General features: G+C 45.0%; 17 protein-coding genes. 8 read left to right on the top strand and 9 right to left on the bottom strand.

Annotation, left to right across the window (positions count from 1 at the left end; genetic code table 11):
• Positions 1-78 precede the first annotated feature (78 nt).
• Positions 79-1,026 (bottom strand): trehalose operon repressor TreR, encoded by a 948-nt coding sequence (gene treR / locus R7E38_RS12065; RefSeq protein ID WP_226083962.1) that lies wholly within the window; start codon positions 1,024-1,026, stop codon positions 79-81.
• A 74-nt stretch (positions 1,027-1,100) separates the two neighbouring features.
• Positions 1,101-1,652 (bottom strand): D-glycero-beta-D-manno-heptose 1,7-bisphosphate 7-phosphatase, encoded by a 552-nt coding sequence (gene gmhB, locus R7E38_RS12060; protein WP_005381961.1) that lies wholly within the window; start codon positions 1,650-1,652, stop codon positions 1,101-1,103.
• Between the two features lie 341 nt (positions 1,653-1,993).
• On the opposite strand from gmhB, the gene metN reads away from it, so the two are divergent.
• Genes metN through R7E38_RS12045 form a run of 3 tightly spaced genes read left to right on the top strand, consistent with a single transcriptional unit; the run spans position 1,994 to position 4,537 of the window.
• Positions 1,994-3,028 carry a methionine ABC transporter ATP-binding protein MetN gene (gene metN, locus R7E38_RS12055; RefSeq protein ID WP_005381962.1) on the top strand — a complete coding sequence of 345 codons (1,035 nt, stop codon included), beginning with the start codon at positions 1,994-1,996 and terminating at the stop codon, positions 3,026-3,028.
• A complete protein-coding gene (locus tag R7E38_RS12050; RefSeq protein ID WP_005383604.1) occupies positions 3,018-3,695 on the top strand; it encodes a methionine ABC transporter permease in 678 nt (225 codons plus the stop codon). The genes metN and R7E38_RS12050 overlap by 11 nt, the downstream gene beginning before the upstream one ends.
• Before the next feature lie 32 nt (positions 3,696-3,727).
• Positions 3,728-4,537 (top strand): MetQ/NlpA family lipoprotein, encoded by an 810-nt coding sequence (locus R7E38_RS12045; protein WP_318081799.1) that lies wholly within the window; start codon positions 3,728-3,730, stop codon positions 4,535-4,537.
• Between the two features lie 126 nt (positions 4,538-4,663).
• On the opposite strand, the gene R7E38_RS12040 is transcribed toward R7E38_RS12045, so the two are convergent.
• Positions 4,664-5,440 (bottom strand): Zn-ribbon-containing protein, encoded by a 777-nt coding sequence (locus tag R7E38_RS12040; protein WP_226083960.1) that lies wholly within the window; start codon positions 5,438-5,440, stop codon positions 4,664-4,666.
• Between the two features lie 2 nt (positions 5,441-5,442).
• Positions 5,443-5,988: a SecY-interacting protein gene (syd, locus tag R7E38_RS12035; protein ID WP_005381970.1), complete on the bottom strand. Its 546-nt coding sequence runs from the start codon at positions 5,986-5,988 to the stop codon at positions 5,443-5,445.
• A gap of 108 nt (positions 5,989-6,096) precedes the next feature.
• Here syd and queF point away from each other — a divergent pair, with 108 nt between their 5' ends.
• The 5 genes from queF to xni all read left to right on the top strand — a co-directional run bounded on the left by queF (position 6,097) and on the right by xni (position 13,562).
• On the top strand, positions 6,097-6,942 hold the full coding sequence (gene queF / locus R7E38_RS12030) for an NADPH-dependent 7-cyano-7-deazaguanine reductase QueF (protein WP_149192382.1): 846 nt from the start codon (positions 6,097-6,099) through the stop codon (positions 6,940-6,942).
• A 164-nt stretch (positions 6,943-7,106) separates the two neighbouring features.
• Entirely contained in the window at positions 7,107-9,389 is a 2,283-nt protein-coding gene (locus tag R7E38_RS12025) for a tetratricopeptide repeat protein (RefSeq protein WP_182039320.1), read from the top strand.
• Between the two features lie 98 nt (positions 9,390-9,487).
• Complete coding sequence (locus R7E38_RS12020; protein ID WP_226083958.1) at positions 9,488-11,053, top strand: GGDEF domain-containing protein; 1,566 nt, start codon at positions 9,488-9,490, stop codon at positions 11,051-11,053.
• A 291-nt stretch (positions 11,054-11,344) separates the two neighbouring features.
• Positions 11,345-12,721: a nucleotide 5'-monophosphate nucleosidase PpnN gene (gene ppnN, locus R7E38_RS12015; RefSeq protein WP_005383611.1), complete on the top strand. Its 1,377-nt coding sequence runs from the start codon at positions 11,345-11,347 to the stop codon at positions 12,719-12,721.
• A gap of 58 nt (positions 12,722-12,779) precedes the next feature.
• A complete protein-coding gene (xni, locus tag R7E38_RS12010; protein WP_005381982.1) occupies positions 12,780-13,562 on the top strand; it encodes a flap endonuclease Xni in 783 nt (260 codons plus the stop codon).
• A 108-nt stretch (positions 13,563-13,670) separates the two neighbouring features.
• Here the strand turns inward: xni and rlmM are convergent, their stop codons facing one another.
• From rlmM to thiI, 5 genes are all read right to left on the bottom strand, one after another.
• Positions 13,671-14,762 (bottom strand): 23S rRNA (cytidine(2498)-2'-O)-methyltransferase RlmM, encoded by a 1,092-nt coding sequence (gene rlmM, locus R7E38_RS12005; protein ID WP_017820611.1) that lies wholly within the window; start codon positions 14,760-14,762, stop codon positions 13,671-13,673.
• A complete protein-coding gene (locus tag R7E38_RS12000; protein ID WP_053306526.1) occupies positions 14,759-15,157 on the bottom strand; it encodes a DUF423 domain-containing protein in 399 nt (132 codons plus the stop codon). Before R7E38_RS12000 ends, rlmM begins: the two co-directional genes overlap by 4 nt.
• On the bottom strand, positions 15,147-15,770 hold the full coding sequence (locus tag R7E38_RS11995) for an alpha/beta fold hydrolase (RefSeq protein ID WP_226083956.1): 624 nt from the start codon (positions 15,768-15,770) through the stop codon (positions 15,147-15,149). Before R7E38_RS11995 ends, R7E38_RS12000 begins: the two co-directional genes overlap by 11 nt.
• Positions 15,751-16,671 (bottom strand): transcriptional regulator GcvA, encoded by a 921-nt coding sequence (locus R7E38_RS11990; RefSeq protein WP_005383616.1) that lies wholly within the window; start codon positions 16,669-16,671, stop codon positions 15,751-15,753. The genes R7E38_RS11995 and R7E38_RS11990 overlap by 20 nt, the downstream gene beginning before the upstream one ends.
• A 511-nt stretch (positions 16,672-17,182) precedes the next feature.
• Complete coding sequence (gene thiI, locus R7E38_RS11985) at positions 17,183-18,631, bottom strand: tRNA uracil 4-sulfurtransferase ThiI (RefSeq protein WP_005383617.1); 1,449 nt, start codon at positions 18,629-18,631, stop codon at positions 17,183-17,185.
• Positions 18,632-18,777: the final 146 nt, after the last annotated feature.

Below are 18,777 nucleotides of genomic sequence, written 5' to 3'. Positions count from 1 at the left end.
CAAAAAACAAAATGGGAACAGTCCCATTAATTGAGAATGATCACAGTATAATTTTAGAGCAGATCGTTTTAGTGTGGATTAACAAACGATAGGCTGTTGAGTAAAGTGAACCACTTCCTCATCACCATTTAATTGATTGATCAGCATGTTAGCGGACTTCTCACCTGCAAGGGTATAACCTGGATCGACACTAAATACTTTAGGGAAAAGGAAAGAGAGCAATTCATTACCACCAACACCTGTCACAACCACGTCTTCACGGCCTAACTCTTGAAGACGCTTAATCACGCCCAACGCGATAGTGTCACTGGCGCACACGATGGCCTGAGTATCAGATTGAAGGACTTTGTCTACCAACTGATAAGCACTTTCATGGCTCAACTTACCCGTTTGGAAACAAGGTGCAATTTGCTTGCGTTGACACCAAGCTTTATAAGCATTTAGACGAGCTAAGCCAGTGGTTTTGTCTTCAGGATCAACACCAATATAAGCAATGCGAGATAAAGATTGCTGCTCAAGGTGAGACAAAGCCATGTCTATCACACCTTGGTTATCGTAGTTGATCGAGGAAACCATTTGCGTGTCCATCGCGATCACGACGATACGATTCCCCCACTCCGCCAATGCTCGCTCATCACATCCAGTAAAACCAAACACGATCACCCCATCGACGTTGCGACGTCTAAGCACATCCAAATGCTCATTGGTTTTATCGCGATCGAATTGGCTCTCCATGATCACCGCATCATAACCAGCGGAATACAAAGCATTGAGCATGGTACCAACGGCGCGATTTTCTGATGGTGAATCTAAACGGGAGATGATAACCCCAATAACCTTTTGACTGCCACCACGCATCGACTGCGCCGACTTTGATGGGACGTAGCCTGATTCACGAATGATTTGCTCTACCTTCTCACGCGTTTGCGGTTTCACTTTTGGATCGTTAGTAAGCACACGGCTTACTGTCGATTTGCCCACGCCTGCCAATTTTGCGATATCAAGAATGGTGAGTTTTTTGCTCATAAGTGTTCAGACTAAAAGAAGGAATCAAACAAAAGGGAAGCAGTGGCTTCCCTTAACTCAGTCAGTAATGAAGATTACTTGTTTAAGTACGCAGGCACATCTGCAATGCTATCTAATACTACCGTTGCAATGGCTTCGCCCTGTTCTGTTACTGGCTTACCAGTGCGAACCAAAATCTTAGTGCCAACGCCTGCCGCTTCTGCTGCCATCATGTCTTCAGCTTTATCGCCGATCATCACAGATTTCTCCATGTCGATCTTCAAGAAGTCACGCGCAGAAATGAACATGCCTGGTTTTGGCTTACGGCACTCACAATCTTGCTTGTACTCGCCAATGCCATGTTCTGGATGATGTGGACAGTAATAGATACCATCGAACTCAACACCATTATCAGCAAAGTTCCAATCCATCCATTGAGTCAGAGACAAGAAACGGTCTTCACTGAATTTACCGCGTGCGATGCCCGATTGATTCGTCACTAACACTAGAAGGTAGCCTTTATCTTTTAGCGCTTTCGTCGCTTCAAATACACCATCAATGTACTCAAAATCATGTTCGTCATGAACGTAGCCGTGGTCAACGTTTATTACGCCATCACGATCGATAAAAACAGCAGGTTTTGCCAAAACGTATTTCTCTATTAACTCGGTTTAATCAGATTATTACATACCTTATAAACTTCAACACTATCTAATTCATTCTAGGCCTCGACAAAACGGTTGATTTGTTGGGCAAGAATCGGTAAATCTGAGAGTGCCCTGCCGTCTACCTCCTGCTTGCTATCTATACATCTCCGTTTCGAAACAGAACATCCATACATTTAGACGTCTAGACGTAAAAATATCTATTGACTTCATTCTGCTTAACCCATAGCATCAACTGAAAATTGAGATAAAGCTCAACATTAAGTTCTGTCAAAGGCCGTTTTTGACAGCGAAGTTCCCCGTATCTTTGGGCAGGTTGAAACATGATAGAAATAAAAAACGTCAATAAAGTGTTCTACCAAGGCAGTAAGGAAATCCTTGCCCTGAAAGACATTAACCTACACATCGACAAAGGCACCATCTTTGGTGTTATCGGTTCATCAGGTGCTGGTAAAAGTACGCTGATCCGCTGTGTCAACATGCTAGAAGCACCGACCTCTGGTTCCATCATCGTTGATGGTGTGGATCTAACCAAACTCAGTAAAAAACAACTAGTCGAAACACGCCGTAACATTGGCATGATCTTCCAGCACTTTAACCTGCTTTCGTCTCGTACTGTGTTTGATAATGTGGCATTACCCCTAGAACTGGCAGGTAAAGACAAATCGCAAATCACAACAAAAGTAACTGAGTTGCTAAAGCTTGTAGGCTTAGCCGACAAACACGAGAGCTACCCATCTAACTTAAGTGGCGGCCAAAAACAGCGTGTGGCAATTGCTCGTGCATTGGCATCCGATCCTAGCGTGCTGCTTTGTGATGAGGCCACTAGCGCACTAGATCCGGCAACAACTCAATCTATCCTTGAGTTATTGAAAGAGATCAACCGCAAACTCAACATCACGATTTTACTTATCACTCACGAAATGGAAGTCGTAAAAAGTATCTGTCACGAAGTAGCAATCATCGGTGGTGGTGAGCTGGTGGAAAAAGGCACCGTTGGCGATATTTTTGCGCACCCTAAAACGGAGCTGGCGCACCAATTCATTCGCTCAACACTGGATCTTTCCATTCCTGAAGATTACCAAGCACGTCTGCAAGCAGAGCGTGTTGATGGCAGCTACCCGTTGGTTCGCTTAGAGTTTACTGGCGCAACCGTCGATGCACCGTTAATGTCGCAAATTTCTCGTAAATACAATATTGATGTGAGTATTTTGAGTTCCGACCTTGATTACGCTGGTGGCGTGAAATTCGGCATGATGGTCGCAGAGCTATTTGGTAACGAAGAAGATGACAACGCAGCTCTTGAATACCTGCGTAAGCACAACGTAAAAGTAGAGGTACTTGGTTATGTCCTTTAATACGATTTCTGAATGGCTGAGTTTAAACAGCAAACTACTTTTAGGTGCAACGTGGGAAACGCTTTACATGGTTGCGGTTGCCGGATTAGTCGGCTTTGCTGTGGGTATTCCATTAGGCGTAATCCTCCATATTACTAAGAAAGGCGGCCTACTTGAAAACACCAAACTAAATAGCGGCTTAGGCGCTATCGTTAACATTGGTCGCTCAGTGCCATTCCTCGTACTGATGGTTGCGATTATTCCAGTGACAAAAATGCTGGTTGGAACCTTTATCGGTACAACCGCAGCAATCGTCCCACTGACTATTGGCGCCATTCCTTTTGTCGCTCGTCTTATTGAAGGTGCTTTATTAGAAGTACCGACAGGCTTGGTGGAAGCAGCGCAGTCAATGGGGGCGACACCAACACAGATCATCACAAAAGTTCTACTACCTGAAGCAATGCCGACTATTGTTAACTCAGTAACGATTACCTTGGTCACTCTCGTTAGCTACTCAGCTATGGCGGGTACGGTAGGCGGCGGCGGCCTAGGCGACGTAGCCATCCGTTACGGTTTCCACCGCTACGATGTAACTATCATGGCCGTGACTGTCGTGATGTTGATTGTTCTAGTACAGATTATTCAGTCTATCGGTGACGCAGTGGTGCGCCGTGTAGACCACAGATAAGCATCAAAAATACAAATTATAAGGAGATAAAGATGAAATTTAGCCTTAAAGGTCTTTTGACTGTAGCAACGGCCGCCTCTGCTCTTGCTCTAGCGGGTTGCGGCGACAAAGAAGTAGACGTAAACAAAGTAAAAGTTGGCGTTATTGCTGGTGCTGAAGCACAAGTAGCCGAAGTTGCCGCTAAAGTAGCAAAAGAGAAATACAACCTAGATGTTGAGCTAGTAACATTTACCGATTACGTAACACCAAACGCCGCTCTGGATGATGGTTCAGTAGACGCGAATGCGTTCCAGCACAAACCATACCTAGACCAACAAGTGAAAGACCGCGGCTACAAACTGGCTATCGCGGGTAACTCATTCGTTTATCCTATTGCTGGTTACTCAAAGCAAGTAAAATCAATTAATGAAATTCAAGATGGCGCACGCATCGCAGTACCAAACGACCCAACTAACCTAGGTCGCTCACTACTGCTTCTTGAGCAGCAAGGTTTAATTACGCTACGTGATGGCGTTGGTCTACTCGCTACAGTACGTGACATCGTAGGCAACCCTAAAAATATCGAAATCATTGAACTAGAAGCCCCACAGCTTCCACGTTCACTGGATGACGTAACGCTATCTATCATCAACACCACTTACGCAAGCTCTATCGACCTATCGCCAGAGCGTGACGGCGTGTTCGTTGAAGATAAAGACTCACCATACGTAAACCTAATTGTCGCTCGCGAAGAAAATGTTAATGCGCAAAACGTACAAAACTTCGTAAAAGCTTACCAAACGGAAGAAGTTTACGAAGCGGCAAAAGAGCTGTTCAAAGGCGGTGTTGTGAAAGGTTGGTAATCCCACTTTTCAAAACATGACTGAAAACAACGTTCTAAACATAAACGTTCTAAACACAAAAGGGCTGATGTGAAAACATCAGCCCTTTCTATTTGTCTATCTACCCATTTAAGTAGCTTCAATTCGCTACTTAAGATGGTCCCAAGAGATATTCGACACGATTCGGCAGTCATCACACTTAAAATGAAATATGTCATGTAGTGGCTCATCGAGTAGCCACTCGCCATCGCATTTTGGACACTTGCGCGCTTTCTCGCTCTCCAGCGACTGACCACCGACACGATACTGGTAATAGTACGTAGGGATCTTCGTGATGTATTCGATACGGCCACGTAAGTCCCAACCTCGGCGAAACAGCACACTATCCACATCGCAAATTTCGTGCAGCGTCGCATGTTCCGCTCGGCAACCCCCTGCCATTTGGATTTCATCACACGCTTGCCACTCAGTCTGCCACTTAATGACGGCTTTATGGTCTCCATTAAGTGTTGGCTCATTACGATACAAAGGAATTGGCAACAGGGTTTCACCACTTCGCAAAGGCGAACACGTATGAACATAAGTCGTGTACAACACTTGCCAGCTAGGTGTCTCTTCTTCGGCTGCTTGTTCTGAATTCAAATCACGCCCCAGCATACGCATTTTCGGTGCAAGCAAAGACGCATCCGACAAACGGTTCATGCACACTTTGACGAAATCTGAGTGATAACGTGGATGCAAGCTGTCTTGTTCTGGGCAAACAACACGAACGAAAAATTCACCTTCTCCCATCACTATCGGGAATTCACGACCTAATACTTGGCCGTTGTAACGCAGAGCATCCATCAAGCCATTAATGGCTTTGTCTACCGCGCTGACGGTGGTGTTATCAAAACACTCAAACTGCAACTCAACAACATACATACTTAGACGGCAGCCTCTAACTTATTCAAGAACTCAACCAATGAATCTGCCAATACATCACGTTTAGAGGTGCCCAAACGCTCTAGAATCACATTGCCAGTGAGGTTACAAATAGAAATCACATCCATTTCCTCATCTGTCGCTGCGATAAATACTGTTGGTTTAAGTTTCAAGCGGCGCTGCGTCACCAAATGACCAAGAATATTTTCTTGTAGACGCACGAAATCGTCATCGCTCCACACTTGCAGCAGCGTCAACGAATTACCTTGCCAAGTTGCCTCCATATCAGCGCAGTATTGAGAACCATAAAAGGCTTTAACATCATCTTGCAGTGACAACTCAATCGCATTTTCCACATTGGTGAAATCGGCCATTTCATCACGTGCGACCGCTTTCCAAAGCACCTTTCCATCACGCTTCTCTTCGACACAAGGAGAAACAAGCTCTGCAAGCTCTTCACTGCTTGGCAACTCATTGTGCTTAGCTTGCCAAGCTTGTTGGTAGCGCAGGCTGAACTCTTGTAGCGCCTGAGTAACGTTTTGGGTCATGAAGGTCTCCTCATTCCTTATTTATCAGATAGCCGTACTTGCCGGATGGCAATTGACCAGCGGATTCAGTAAAATTCTCGCCATTCTAATCGAAAACGACCACAAAGTATGAGCAAATATTCTGACGCTAAAGAGCTTGCTGGCTTAACACTAGGTAAAACGACCGAGTATGCGAACCAGTATGACCCAAGCTTGCTGCAACCAGTCCCTCGCAGCCTGAACCGAGATGACCTCCAGTTAGGCGATACTCTGCCTTTCATGGGGCACGACATTTGGACGCTGTACGAACTGTCTTGGTTAAATAGTAAAGGTTTACCACAAGTGGCCGTTGGCGAAGTATACATTCCAGCCACCAGCGCAAACTTGATTGAATCGAAGTCTTTCAAACTGTACTTAAACAGCTATAACCAAACCCGCTTTGCAAGCTGGGAAGAAGTGACTGAGCGTTTAACACAAGACCTTTCTGAATGCGCAGGTGAAAAGGTGCTGGTTGAGGTGAATCCAGTGACCCACTATACCAATCAACCTATCGTGACAATGGACGGTGAATGTGTAGATGACCAAGACATTGACATCACCAGTTACGATTTTGATGCCGATTTGCTTGAAGGTGCGGCAGGTGAAATACAAGTTGAAGAGGTGCTACATAGCCACCTATTGAAATCAAACTGTTTGATCACTAACCAACCCGACTGGGGCAGTGTAGAAATTCGCTACCAAGGCGCAAAAATAGATCGTGAGAAGCTGTTACGTTACTTAGTGTCTTTCCGCGAGCACAATGAGTTCCACGAACAGTGTGTAGAGCGTATTTTTACGGATCTAATGAAATATTGCCAACCAAGCAAACTGACCGTATTTGCCCGCTATACGCGCCGTGGAGGCTTGGATATCAACCCTTACCGCTCAACGGAACAAGATAAGCCAGCTCACAATCACCGTATGGCTCGTCAGTAAGCGCATAGGCAACAGAAATAAGTTCGGCAATCTAAAGGGTTGCCGGACGTTTTTATTGTCCAGGCATGTTACTATATCAAATGGCTTCAACCCGCATTTAAACGGCTAATTGAGGCTTTTCGCCGTTATCGCCATATCTAAAAACAGTTCGAGGGAACGAAAGGATGTTTTGGGACAGTTCGCGTCTATTCAAGTTGATTGGCTTTCTTTGCTTGCTGTTTGTACAGCCACTTCATGCTACCATTTTATCGTCCGCGTTACTCAACGAAGCACAACAATTGGCGGAAATAGAGCCATCACAAGCAAAACAAGCGGCAACCAACTATTTGTCACAGCGTGAACTAACAGAACGCAAAGAAAGTGACAGCCCTTCAGCCATGTCTCGCGACGAAACAGATCGTAGCGTTCGCACACCAAGCAGCACCATCGAAGCGCACAAGATTATCGCTCAGGCAGATTACGCCATGGGTAATGTTCGTTCGGCTATCGAGCACCTAAATAAAGCGGAACGCTTAGCGCAAGAATATCAATTGCCGTACATGGACTTAGATCTCCAGCTGATGCGCAACCAAATGATTTGGATGTACGACGAAAACTACTCAAAAGCGGAAGACACGCTTAACCAAATTGAACAACAGCTCGATGAAGCCGATGCCGTATTACAACGCACCGACAGCGTTCGCTACCGACTAGTGATGCAAAGAGCACTCCTCGCTTCACATAGTGGCGATGTCATTAAAGCGGAAAACTTGTACTCTGAAGCAAAGACCATGCTTGACGATAGCCGCTCTGAGTTAGCCTTGATCGACTACTACACTGCCGTCGGCGAGTTTTACCTCAATAGCAAGAAGTACAATTTGGCTTTGTCAGAACTGCTATACGGTTATTGGCAATCTATTGAAAGTAACAGTGGTGCAAGATTAGCAAAAGTGAATCGCCTTTTGGCTAGGCTCTTCCAGGAGCGACGAGTGTACGACAAAGCGATCGAATACTTATCTCAAGCCGCAGATTTTTATGACTCTTACCCTAGCTCTCCGATCCTAGCGGACGTCCTAGAGCAAATGGGCGACATCTACTTTTATCAGGGTAAGTTTAACCTTGCGTTAGTGCATTACTTCAACGTGCTTGACCATGAAAGTACCAGTAAGAACATCAATAGAATCATTAAAATTCGCTTAAGCTTGGCGGCTACCTACCTACAACTCTATAACTACGCGCTAGCAGAGCAGTACTTAGACCGCTCTAAAGAGCTTTTAGAATACACCAATATTCCTAAGCTTGAAGCAAAGGCTGCCCTGCTTCAGTCAGGTCTGGCTTATCATCAAAATGACAGTAAAGACGTCATTACTAATGCAAAGCTGGCGTTAGCGCTTGCTGAAAAGTCACCTGAAAATAACAACTTCATTAAGCAGCAGTCATACCGTTTACTTGGGTTGGGTTACGAGCAGGCAGGCGAATACAAACTTTCTCTGCAAGCTTATAAAAAATACACCAACCTCGTTCGTCTAGAACAAAAGCAGCTTAACCAAATCAGTGAAGATGCGTTCCGTCAGCAAAAAGAATTTGCCGAACAAACCATCCATTACATCGGTCAATCAGAACGCTTAGAGCAAGTGGAAAGAGAGCATCGTAAATTCCAGAAAATCTCATTTGCATTGTTTATTACTGTATTGGTCATGTTTTTGTTCATTATGCGCCGCGGTGTCATTATGCAGCGCCAAGCAAGTGAAATCGAAAAACTGCGTAACAACCTCTTCACCCACTCTCGCTCTCGTTTACGTAACTTGCGTATGCTGAACGTTAAGCTGTCTCGCTCATTGAAAAAGTCGAGCGAAACTTTCGAGCAATGGCAAATGGGTGAATTGATCCACGAACCACTTAATGATCGCCTACGCTTTGTTATGATCGATTTGCCATTCTTACGAAGCATGTACGTCCATAACGGCTATAAGGCAGGTCTAGAACTAGAACGTGCATTTGGCGACTTCCTTGCGGAAAAAATAGAAAAACCGTCGCGTCTTTATCATTTCTCAGATGCGAACTTACTCTACATAGAACCGAACGCTGACCGTGATGCTTCTGCCGAAGTCATGTTCGAAAAATTCCAGAGTTGGGTGGATGAGTTCGCACAGCAGCACAACGTCAATCGTATTATTCGTATGGGCATCAGTGATTATCCGTTCTTACCCCGAGCCTACACTGCAATTAACGATGAGGAATTACTCGATCTGTTGTTGCTTGCGACTCACATCGCACGAGAAGTCAGCTTGAAGGATAAGCAAAGCCACTGGGTGTTCTTAAAAGCCATCGATAATGCGCCTGCTGCTAGCTTTGCAACAGGTAACATAAGAACTGCCTGTCAACATGCCATTAGCCAAGGCCTGATCAAGATCCATTCGTCCTACAAGAATGAGGACGACATCAAGAAAATATTAAAAAATGGATAATTAAACGCCTGTTGAATGTAATAACTAATGACGCTATAAAGTTTTTTGTTATTATCAGATAATTGTCAGTAGTACATGGACTTAACCGTAGTCACTTCATGGGAATCTTGGAATCCGATATTCAGTCGCAGCTGCATCAGCTGAGTTGTCAACTTGACCAACTCAGACTGACTCATCGTGATACTTCACTCAAATTCAAACGTGAACAACAAGTTCTTAAACGCGTTGTGGCATCATTGTCTTCAGCTTGCCAGGGTTCGAATACTCAGGTATCCAACTACCTATTTGAAATCCAACAAGAGCTGCAACATCAAAAAGATATCAGCACTCTTATCCCGCGTTTAGCGGTATTAGAGAGGATGCTCAAACAGCAGTCGAAGACGATGGATAAACAGAACGGTTACCTTGACGAACAAATCAAGCACAGTGGTGAAACACTGCAACGTGTCACGGGCTTACCTGCGCAGTTAAAACGTGAACTACGGAACCTGATGAGTTTCTCTGAAGTTCACGCCAGCAATAAAGCTGATCAAGCCACTAAGCTACTGAGTATTTACGAACGCGCTCTGAAAATCATCACGTCTAATTCACGTCTACATCTTAGTGAATTTGAAAACAATCCCGACAGATCTCAGCTTGAGTGCTTAGCCAGCGACCTCCAACATACTATTACAGAGCTGGATTTCGAGGGAGAATCAGGCGATAGATTGCTGGATATTCGCGCTAAGTTGCTCCTTGGCGTGAGTGCCGAGTCTCTCATTGAGCTTACGCTCTCAACGCTGAAATTGGTTGTCGAAGCAACAAAGTTCGAGCGCGAGGCGTCTAGCCAATTCCTTGAGCAGCTGAACACTTCTCTCGCAAGTAACCTAAAAACCGTTCATCAGAACGTCGACCAGCATCATACCTACTTTGAACACCGCCAAGAGCTCAACACAGAAATGAACAGCTTGGTTGAATTAAGCCAAAAGTCACTTAATCAAGCTCAAGATATCGCGGTTGTGAAAAAAGAAATCACGCCTCTTCTCGAAAAAATGGCGTCGCTGACAGAGCGACTGAAAATGACGGAAGAGCGAGAGCAAGCGCTGCAAGAGCGGTTAAGTTACAGTAAGAACCAACTCGAAGCGGTATTTGAAACTACGCAAGATTATCGTCGACGCTTAGATGACCAAGCTCAGCGTATGTTGCTCGACCCGCTGACTAAAGTTTATAACCGCACTGCATTTAACGATCGACTAGAGCTAGAGTATCGCCGTTGGATTCGCTCTCAGCAAAACCTTCGTGTTGTGCTATTTGATGTAGACAACTTCAAAGCGGTGAATGATAGCTATGGTTATACGGCTGGCGATAAAGCGCTGAAGATCATCGCTCGTACTATTAACAAGCGCGTATCAGAAACGGAAACAGTGGCTCGCTTTGGTGGCGAGGAGTTTATTCTACTCGTCCCGGAACAATCTGAAGAATACACACTGGATCTGATTAAGCATATCCAGCGTGATATTAGCCAATTACCCTTTAAGTTCCGTGAGCAAAATATCATGATTACCTTAGCTGCTGTATCGACGTCTTTCAAAGAGTCCGATACGCCAGAGTATGTGCTCGATCGTCTTGGCAAGATGCTTGCGGACGCTAAAAAACGTGGAACAAACCAGCTTAACTGGAGCTAAGATTCGTACAAAAAGCGAGCAAACAAACCAAATTTGGTGCAATCTACGCTTTATAACCACCCATTTTCAACGAGTTATCACATTTCTTCCCTTTTAGTCTGCTAAGCTGTAAAAACCCAAGTCACTTCAAGATGATGTATTTATAAAAGGCAAATGTATCATCTTGAGGTTGCTTGGGAGTTGATAACCATAAAACCAAATCGGCCAACTACCTTTCATCAAACCATACGTATAACACCAAAAAGGTAAGTTGGTACTTTCCCTCAAATTAATGCAACACAAGGAGGCGTTATGATTACCCATATAAGCCCCGCTGGTAGCATGGACTTGCTATCTCAACTAGAAGTAGAGCGCTTAAAGAACACAGCCTCGAGTGAACTTTATCAGCTGTACCGTAATTGCACATTAGCGGTGTTGAACTCCGGTAGCCATACCGATAACTCGAAAGAACTGCTCGATAAATACCAATCGTTTGATGTCAACGTCGTGCGTCGTGAGCGTGGTATTAAGCTTGAGCTGACTAATCCGCCAGAGCACGCTTTTGTTGACGGCGAAATAATTAAAGGTATCCAAGAGCATCTGTTCTCCGTATTGCGTGATATCGTTTACGTAAACATGCATTTGGCAGACGCCCAGCGGCTCAACCTTACTAACCCAATTCACATTACGAACCTCGTGTTCGGCATTCTTCGTAATGCCAGAGCATTAACTCCAGGTATCGCACCGAATCTTGTCGTATGTTGGGGTGGTCACTCTATCAATGGAGTGGAGTATCAGTACACACGTGAAGTGGGTAACGAACTGGGCCTGCGTGAACTTAACATCTGCACAGGTTGCGGCCCTGGTGCAATGGAAGGGCCGATGAAAGGTGCAGCAATTGGGCACGCAAAGCAACGTTATACTCAGCAACGTTATCTTGGTTTAACCGAACCCTCGATTATTGCGGCCGAGCCACCAAACCCAATAGTAAATGAGCTGGTCATCATGCCCGACATCGAAAAGCGCTTGGAAGCTTTCGTCCGTATGGCTCATGGTATCGTTATTTTCCCAGGTGGCCCGGGCACAGCGGAAGAGCTACTGTACATTCTTGGCATCATGATGCATCCGGATAACGCCGATCAGCCAATGCCTATCGTATTAACAGGACCAAAAGAGAGTGAAGAGTACTTCCGCTCTATTGATGAGTTCATTCGCGACACACTTGGTGAGGAAGGGCAAAAGCACTACGAGATCATCATTGACGACCCGGCAGAAGTCGCTCGTATTATGAAACGCTCCATGGACTCGGTACGCCTTCACCGAAAAGAGAAAGGCGATGCGTACAGCTTTAACTGGTCATTGAAAATTGAGCCAAACTTCCAACTGCCATTCGAGCCTACTCATGAGTCGATGGAACAATTGGATTTAAGCCTAGATCAAGAACCGCAAGTTTTAGCGGCCAACTTGCGTCAAGCCTTCTCTGGCATAGTGGCAGGTAACGTAAAGGCTGAAGGCATTCGAGAAATAGAACGTAGAGGGCCTTTCACCATTCATGGCGACGCAGTCCTCATGAAAAAACTCGATAAGTTGCTAAAAGACTTTGTCGAACAGCACCGAATGAAATTACCTGGCGGTTCAGACTACGAACCGTGTTATCGAATCGCTCACCCGGAAATTGGTGGTCGATAGTCAGGCTAGCATTCGTTACACTAGGGGCATTACGCCCCTTTTTTATTGCTAAGTCATTATGTCTATTCATCTTGTTATCATTGATGCCCTAAACCTGATCCGCCGAGTGCACTCAGCACAACCAGATCCAACCGACATAGCAAGAACCATAACCACAACGCAAAGAACCCTCACTCGCATTCTGTCAGAGGCCAACCCGACACACATCATCGCAGTTTTTGATCACCACGAACAAGACAGAGGTTGGCGCGCTGAAATTCTCCCTGACTATAAGCAAAACCGAAAACCAATGCCTCTGCCACTACTGCAAGGGTTAGATGCGATTCAACAAGCGTGGTGGGAGCAAGGTATTGATTCATTGCTGTCTGAAGGCGATGAAGCAGATGATTTGGTTGCTACACTCGCAACGAAAGTGGCCAGCCATGGTGAAAAAGTCACCATCGTTTCGACTGACAAAGGTTACTGCCAGCTACTTTCCCCTACCCTACAAATCCGTGATTATTTCCAACATCGTTGGTTAGATGAACCATTTATCGAAAAAGAGTTCGGCGTAAAACCAAGTCAACTAGCGGATTACTGGGGATTGACAGGGATAAGCTCTAGCCAGGTTCCGGGCGTACCTGGAATTGGCCCGAAAGCAGCGAAAGAGATTCTCACTCAGTTTGAGAGTATTGAAGCTGCCTACGCTAGTGAAGATCTCGTACCGAAATACCGTAAAAAATTGGATGAGCACATTGAGTCTGCTCGTTTATGTAAACGCGTCGCCGCTTTAAAGTGCGATATAGAACTAGGCTTTAACTTGCAAGATATTCGCTTTTTAGGGCCAAACAAAGCGGAGTAGTGCCCGATGGTAGTTTCACACCATGAAACCCTCAGATATTAAAAAAGCGCCATTTGAAGGCGCTTTTTCTATTCTAATCACTATCCCCAAAAGACTCAGGGAATAAAGTTAGTAAGGTGAAATATTCGACAGACATTGGATATGAATCGTGATCTCTTCACGATCATGATACAAATGTTTAGCTTGTAGCTTGAACTTTACCTTATTATCAATGAGGAACTGCTTCAGATTTTCAAGGTCTTGCAGCACTTCGTCATAACGCCCTTTCATTGGCAGCTTAAGGTTAAAGATAGCCTCTTTTGCCCAACCTTTTAACAGCCACTGTCCCATCAGGTGAGCAACACGAGCTGGCTTTTCCACCATGTCACAAACAATCCATGTTACGTTCTTGCGGTCTGGTTCGAACTTAAAGCCATCCACCATATGGTGTTTGATCTGGCCAGTTTCCATCAAACTGTCTGCCATCATGCCGTTATCAACGCAGTGAACGAACATTGAGCGCTTCACTAATTGGTACGTCCAACCGCCTGGACATGCACCTAAATCCACACCCCACATACCTGGTGCCAAACGCTCATCCCACTCTTCACGTGGAATAAAGACATGAAATGCTTCTTCCAGTTTAAGTGTTGAACGACTTGGAGCGTCTGCTGGGAATTTAAGGCGAGGGATACCCATGAAGAACTGTGAGTTGTTGTCAGTGTAAGAGTAACCAACGTAACAGTGGCCAGGCTCAACAAAGCAAATGTGCAGTACTGGTTTTTTCGCGTTATCTTTGTTCAGCATTAAGCCTTTGCCGCGCAACGCTTGACGCATTGGGACGGTAAACTTACGGCAGAATTTCAGTAACTCTTTCGCTTCATTTGTATCTGGCGTTTCAATTCTCAAATCACCACAACGAGGGAATGCTTCGATGTCTGCTAGTTCATTCAAAATTGGACTAATTCGGTCATCACTTGGCAACGATTGAAACTCAGCTGCTACCGCAAACATTTGTCGAGCAAAAATTAAAGACTTAAAGTCTAAACCTCTCGCAAGTTTGTCGGCATCTCCATCTTGGTAACACTCGAAGACAACATAACCTGAGTTTCTCTTCACACGAGGGAAGCCATACACTTCCAACTGTGTCGCTTTGTCCTGAATTTCACCAGCACACTCTTTCTCAAAGCCAGAACGGCAATAGAGCATTAGTTGTTTCACTTGGAGACCTCTTTGATATTGAACGCAGCAAAAAAGAACAGACACCAACCAATCATGAACAGTAATCCTCCCACAGGAGTAATTGGTCCAAACCACTTAATGCCCGTCAGCGCCAGCGCGTAAAGACTGCCGCTAAAACAAAAGATGCCGATAATAAAGCAAATCGCCGCAATGAAAAAATATTTTTGTGCTTTTTGTCCCAAATTGAGCAGAAGCAGAATGGCACAAAACACAATCGCCAACGTGTGAATAAATTGATACAGAACTCCGGTCTCAAATACACCGAGCAAATAAGGGGCCAGTGTCGCTTTTAGCCCATGAGCAGCAAATGCTCCAAGAGCGACCGAAAGCAGCCCAGACAATCCAGAGAGTGAGAGTAACCACTTACTTTTCACTGTACACCTCTTTTATAAACGCCGCTAACTGCTCTATCGTGAGTGTAATGTTACCCACTTCAGTATGACCTGAGATCTTGCGCGGTTTGAAGCTGTGGTCACCATCAGGTAAAAAGCTCACCGTTACTTGCGACGAAAGGACGAAATCATCGAATTCCTCACGCTTACCAAAGGTGTCTCGCTCCCCTTGCAGAATCAGCGTAGGTTTCTCAATGGTTGCTAAGTGCTCGCCTTTGTATTTCTCTGGCTTTCCCGGCGGGTGAAATGGAAAACCTAAACAGGCAATGCCCGCCACCAGCTCATTTTCAGCCAACAAGCTCGACATACGACCGCCCATTGACTTACCACCAATAACCACGGGAGAAAAAGCAAAGTGAGCGATCACTTCGCTGTATGCTTCAAGCAACTTTGGCGCGCGATCGGGCGGACGCTTTTTGCCATCTTCCGAACGTTTCACCATGTAAGGGAAATTAAAACGCACTACACGAATACCTTGCTCCACTAATCCTTTGGCGACCGCTGTCATGAAGTCATGCTCCATCCCCGCACCTGCGCCGTGAGCAAAAATAAACAGCGGTCCGTTTTCAGGCCCCTCAGCTATCCAGTGATTCATCCAATACTTCCTCTTGTTCTTTTCTCGCGGTTGCCAACATCCAGTCTCTAAACGTTGCGATTCGGCCCATATCTGCCTGCTGTTCATGACACACCACATAGAATGCATTCTTAGATATCAACACTTCGTCGAATGGTGCAATGAGTCGTCCGGCTTCCATTTCAGGTTTGGCGAGTACGTTGTTACCGAGCGCGACCCCCTGACCGTGCGCAGCAGCCTGTAGCACCATCGTTGAGTGACTAAAAATAGGACCGTGGTTTACGTTGATGCCTTCAATGTTGTAATGACGAGCAAACTGCTTCCAGTCTTTACGCGAAGTATCGTGTAACAAAGTATGTAATTTGAGGTCACTTAAAGATTCTAATGGTTTGTTACCCAAAAGTAATGAAGGTGAACAAAGTGGGATCAAAAACTCTTGGTACAATTTATCTGCTCGCAAACCTGGCCAGTTCCCACGGCCATAGTAGATCGCCACATCAACATCATCAGTCAGTGAGCCTTCATCCATATCTACGGCTTTAATACGAACATCGATATCGGGCTCTTGAGCATTAAAATCGGCCAAACGAGGTACAAGCCATTGGATAGCAAAACTCGGCGGTAGGCTAATCGTCAATGCCCCTTTTTCGCTACGTTCCAACACCTTATCTGTCGCTTCCGCAATCGAGGTGAAGATATCTTTGATATCGAGAAAGTAACTTTGGCCTTCTTCTGTTAACAACAAAGAACGATTACGTCGACGGAAGAGCTTCAATGATAAGAACTCTTCAAGCGCTTTAATCTGGTGACTGACCGCGGCTTGAGTAACAAATAACTCTTCTGCTGCTCGTGTAAAACTGAGATGACGAGCAGCCGCTTCGAAGACTCGAAGCGAATTTAATGGAGGCAATCTGCGAGACATATGGGACCTCTAATAGGATTAGTTTTTTTAATCTGAAACATTATAAAATGTCCGTTGTCGAACAGCCAGATAAATTCTATATTTCACCCCGCAACACGGGCCTGAACGGCTTGATTTCTTTGGAAATCAATTGGCTTCGTTGTTGCGATGTTGTGTTTGCAAACTCGTATTTCGAGTTAGGTAGATTTCTACCATAATGTTTTGTCCACACTCCCTGTGACAAAACATATACTTCCTGTATTTATTTTTGACCTGTCTGTCAAATTTGTTACACCGCCTAAATTAGGCGGTGTTTTTTTATCTATCAAAAATCTCATCCGCATATCTGGCAGCAATATCACTTTATTACTCTTCTTTCGGATTAATTATCGTTATATCAACACAAAGTGTATGGCTTTGCGATAAGCCTCAACATTATGCTAAGTAATGGTTGTCTGTAACGCGATCAAAAAACAAAAAAGGCGCAAATTGATGTCTCAATTTGCGCCTTTTAACGTATTTTATCAGTCAGCTATGGACGGTAAACTTTTACGTTGCTGAAGCCTTGCTCTTGCAAGTAAAGCGCTTGCAGACGGCTCATCACACCGCGGTCACAGTAAAGTAAGTATGTCTTAGACTGGTCTAAGTCACCAAACTGTGTACCCAGCTTGTAGAAAGGGATATGTTTCACATCCACACCTTCGATTTCAAGTGGGTTATCGTCTTCCTCTTCAGGACTACGAATATCTAGCACAACCGCGTGCTCTTCTACCGCTTGAACTTGCTCTACTTCTGGTGCGGCTTGCTCAGACTCTTTCGCGATATCACGAATGTCCATCATGCGAGCTTCTTGAACCACTTGCTCAAGGATACTAAAGTCGAATTTCTCTTCTTCAGCTTCTAGCTTGCCTTTCACCGCTTTCACGGTTGGCTTCTTAGAGATAACACCACAGTATTCTGGCATTGTCTTCGCGAAATCTTCTGTGCCGATTTCACGTGCTAGATTGATAATGTCTTCTTTATCCCAGTTGATAAGCGGACGCAGAATCAGCGTGTCTGTTACGTTGTCGATGTGGCGTAGATTGGTTAGCGTTTGGCTCGATACTTGACCTAGCGCTTCACCTGTTACCAATGCTTCGATCTTCATCTTCTGAGCGATCATGCCTGCTGCACGCATGAACATACGCTTCAAGATCACGCCCATTTGGCCGTCATCGACTTTCTCTAGGATTTCCGCAACCACAGGTTCGAAATCAACTGAGATAAAACGTACTTTTGCTGAAGAACCGTATTTGTTCCATAGGTAGTGAGAAACCTGCTTAACGCCGATTTCGTGTGCTGGACCACCTAAGTTAAAGAAGCAGTAATGTACTTTTGAACCACGCTTGATATGAAGATAGCTTGAAACACCAGAGTCGAAACCACCCGAGATCAGGCTTAACACGTCTTCTTGCGTACCCAGTGGGAAACCACCTAGGCCTTTATGACGAGACAATACTTGGTTTAGCTTGTCGTTCGAGACTTCTACCTTGATCGTCACGTCTGGGTTTCGTAGCTTAACACTAGCGCTTTCAATCGCTTGATTTAAACCACCGCCTACATAACGCTCTAGTTCAATAGAGGTAAAGTCATGCTTGCCACGACGCTTCGCACGTACAACAAAGGTTTTATTTTCGAGCGCAGCACGGTTGAGTTCTAGCACTTGCTCGAAGATATCGTGCAAGTCTTTAAATTCAGTTTGCTTCACTTCCAGTACGTGGTGAATGCCTGGTGTATGAGTCAAAACCTCAAGAACTTCAGCGTGGAATTCGTTACTCTCAGAGGTCACTTCAATGTGATCACGACGGTTAAATACCGCGACAGACTCCGTGCGGCTCTTAATGATGTTACGAATGTTGCACTCTAAAATCTTTGTGAAGCGCTTACGCACAGATTCACTTTTTACAAAAATTTCTGGATGGGGCTTTACAATAAATTTCATAGTCTAATTCGCAGGTTAGTTTCGCAATCAACAAAGAGTGACACTCAACTTCAATACTTCATACGCAGTAAAACCGCGTTTCAGTCACAAAAAGTAGTCTGAGCTCACTTTTAAGGCGCAAGATTATACACCCAAGCGGATTGGAA

Origin of the sequence: Vibrio sp. Vb2131 (assembly GCF_033338535.1) — a bacterium.
Classification (GTDB): Bacteria; Pseudomonadota; Gammaproteobacteria; order Enterobacterales; family Vibrionaceae; genus Vibrio; species Vibrio alginolyticus.
This window is presented reverse-complemented; position numbering and strand designations above follow the sequence as displayed.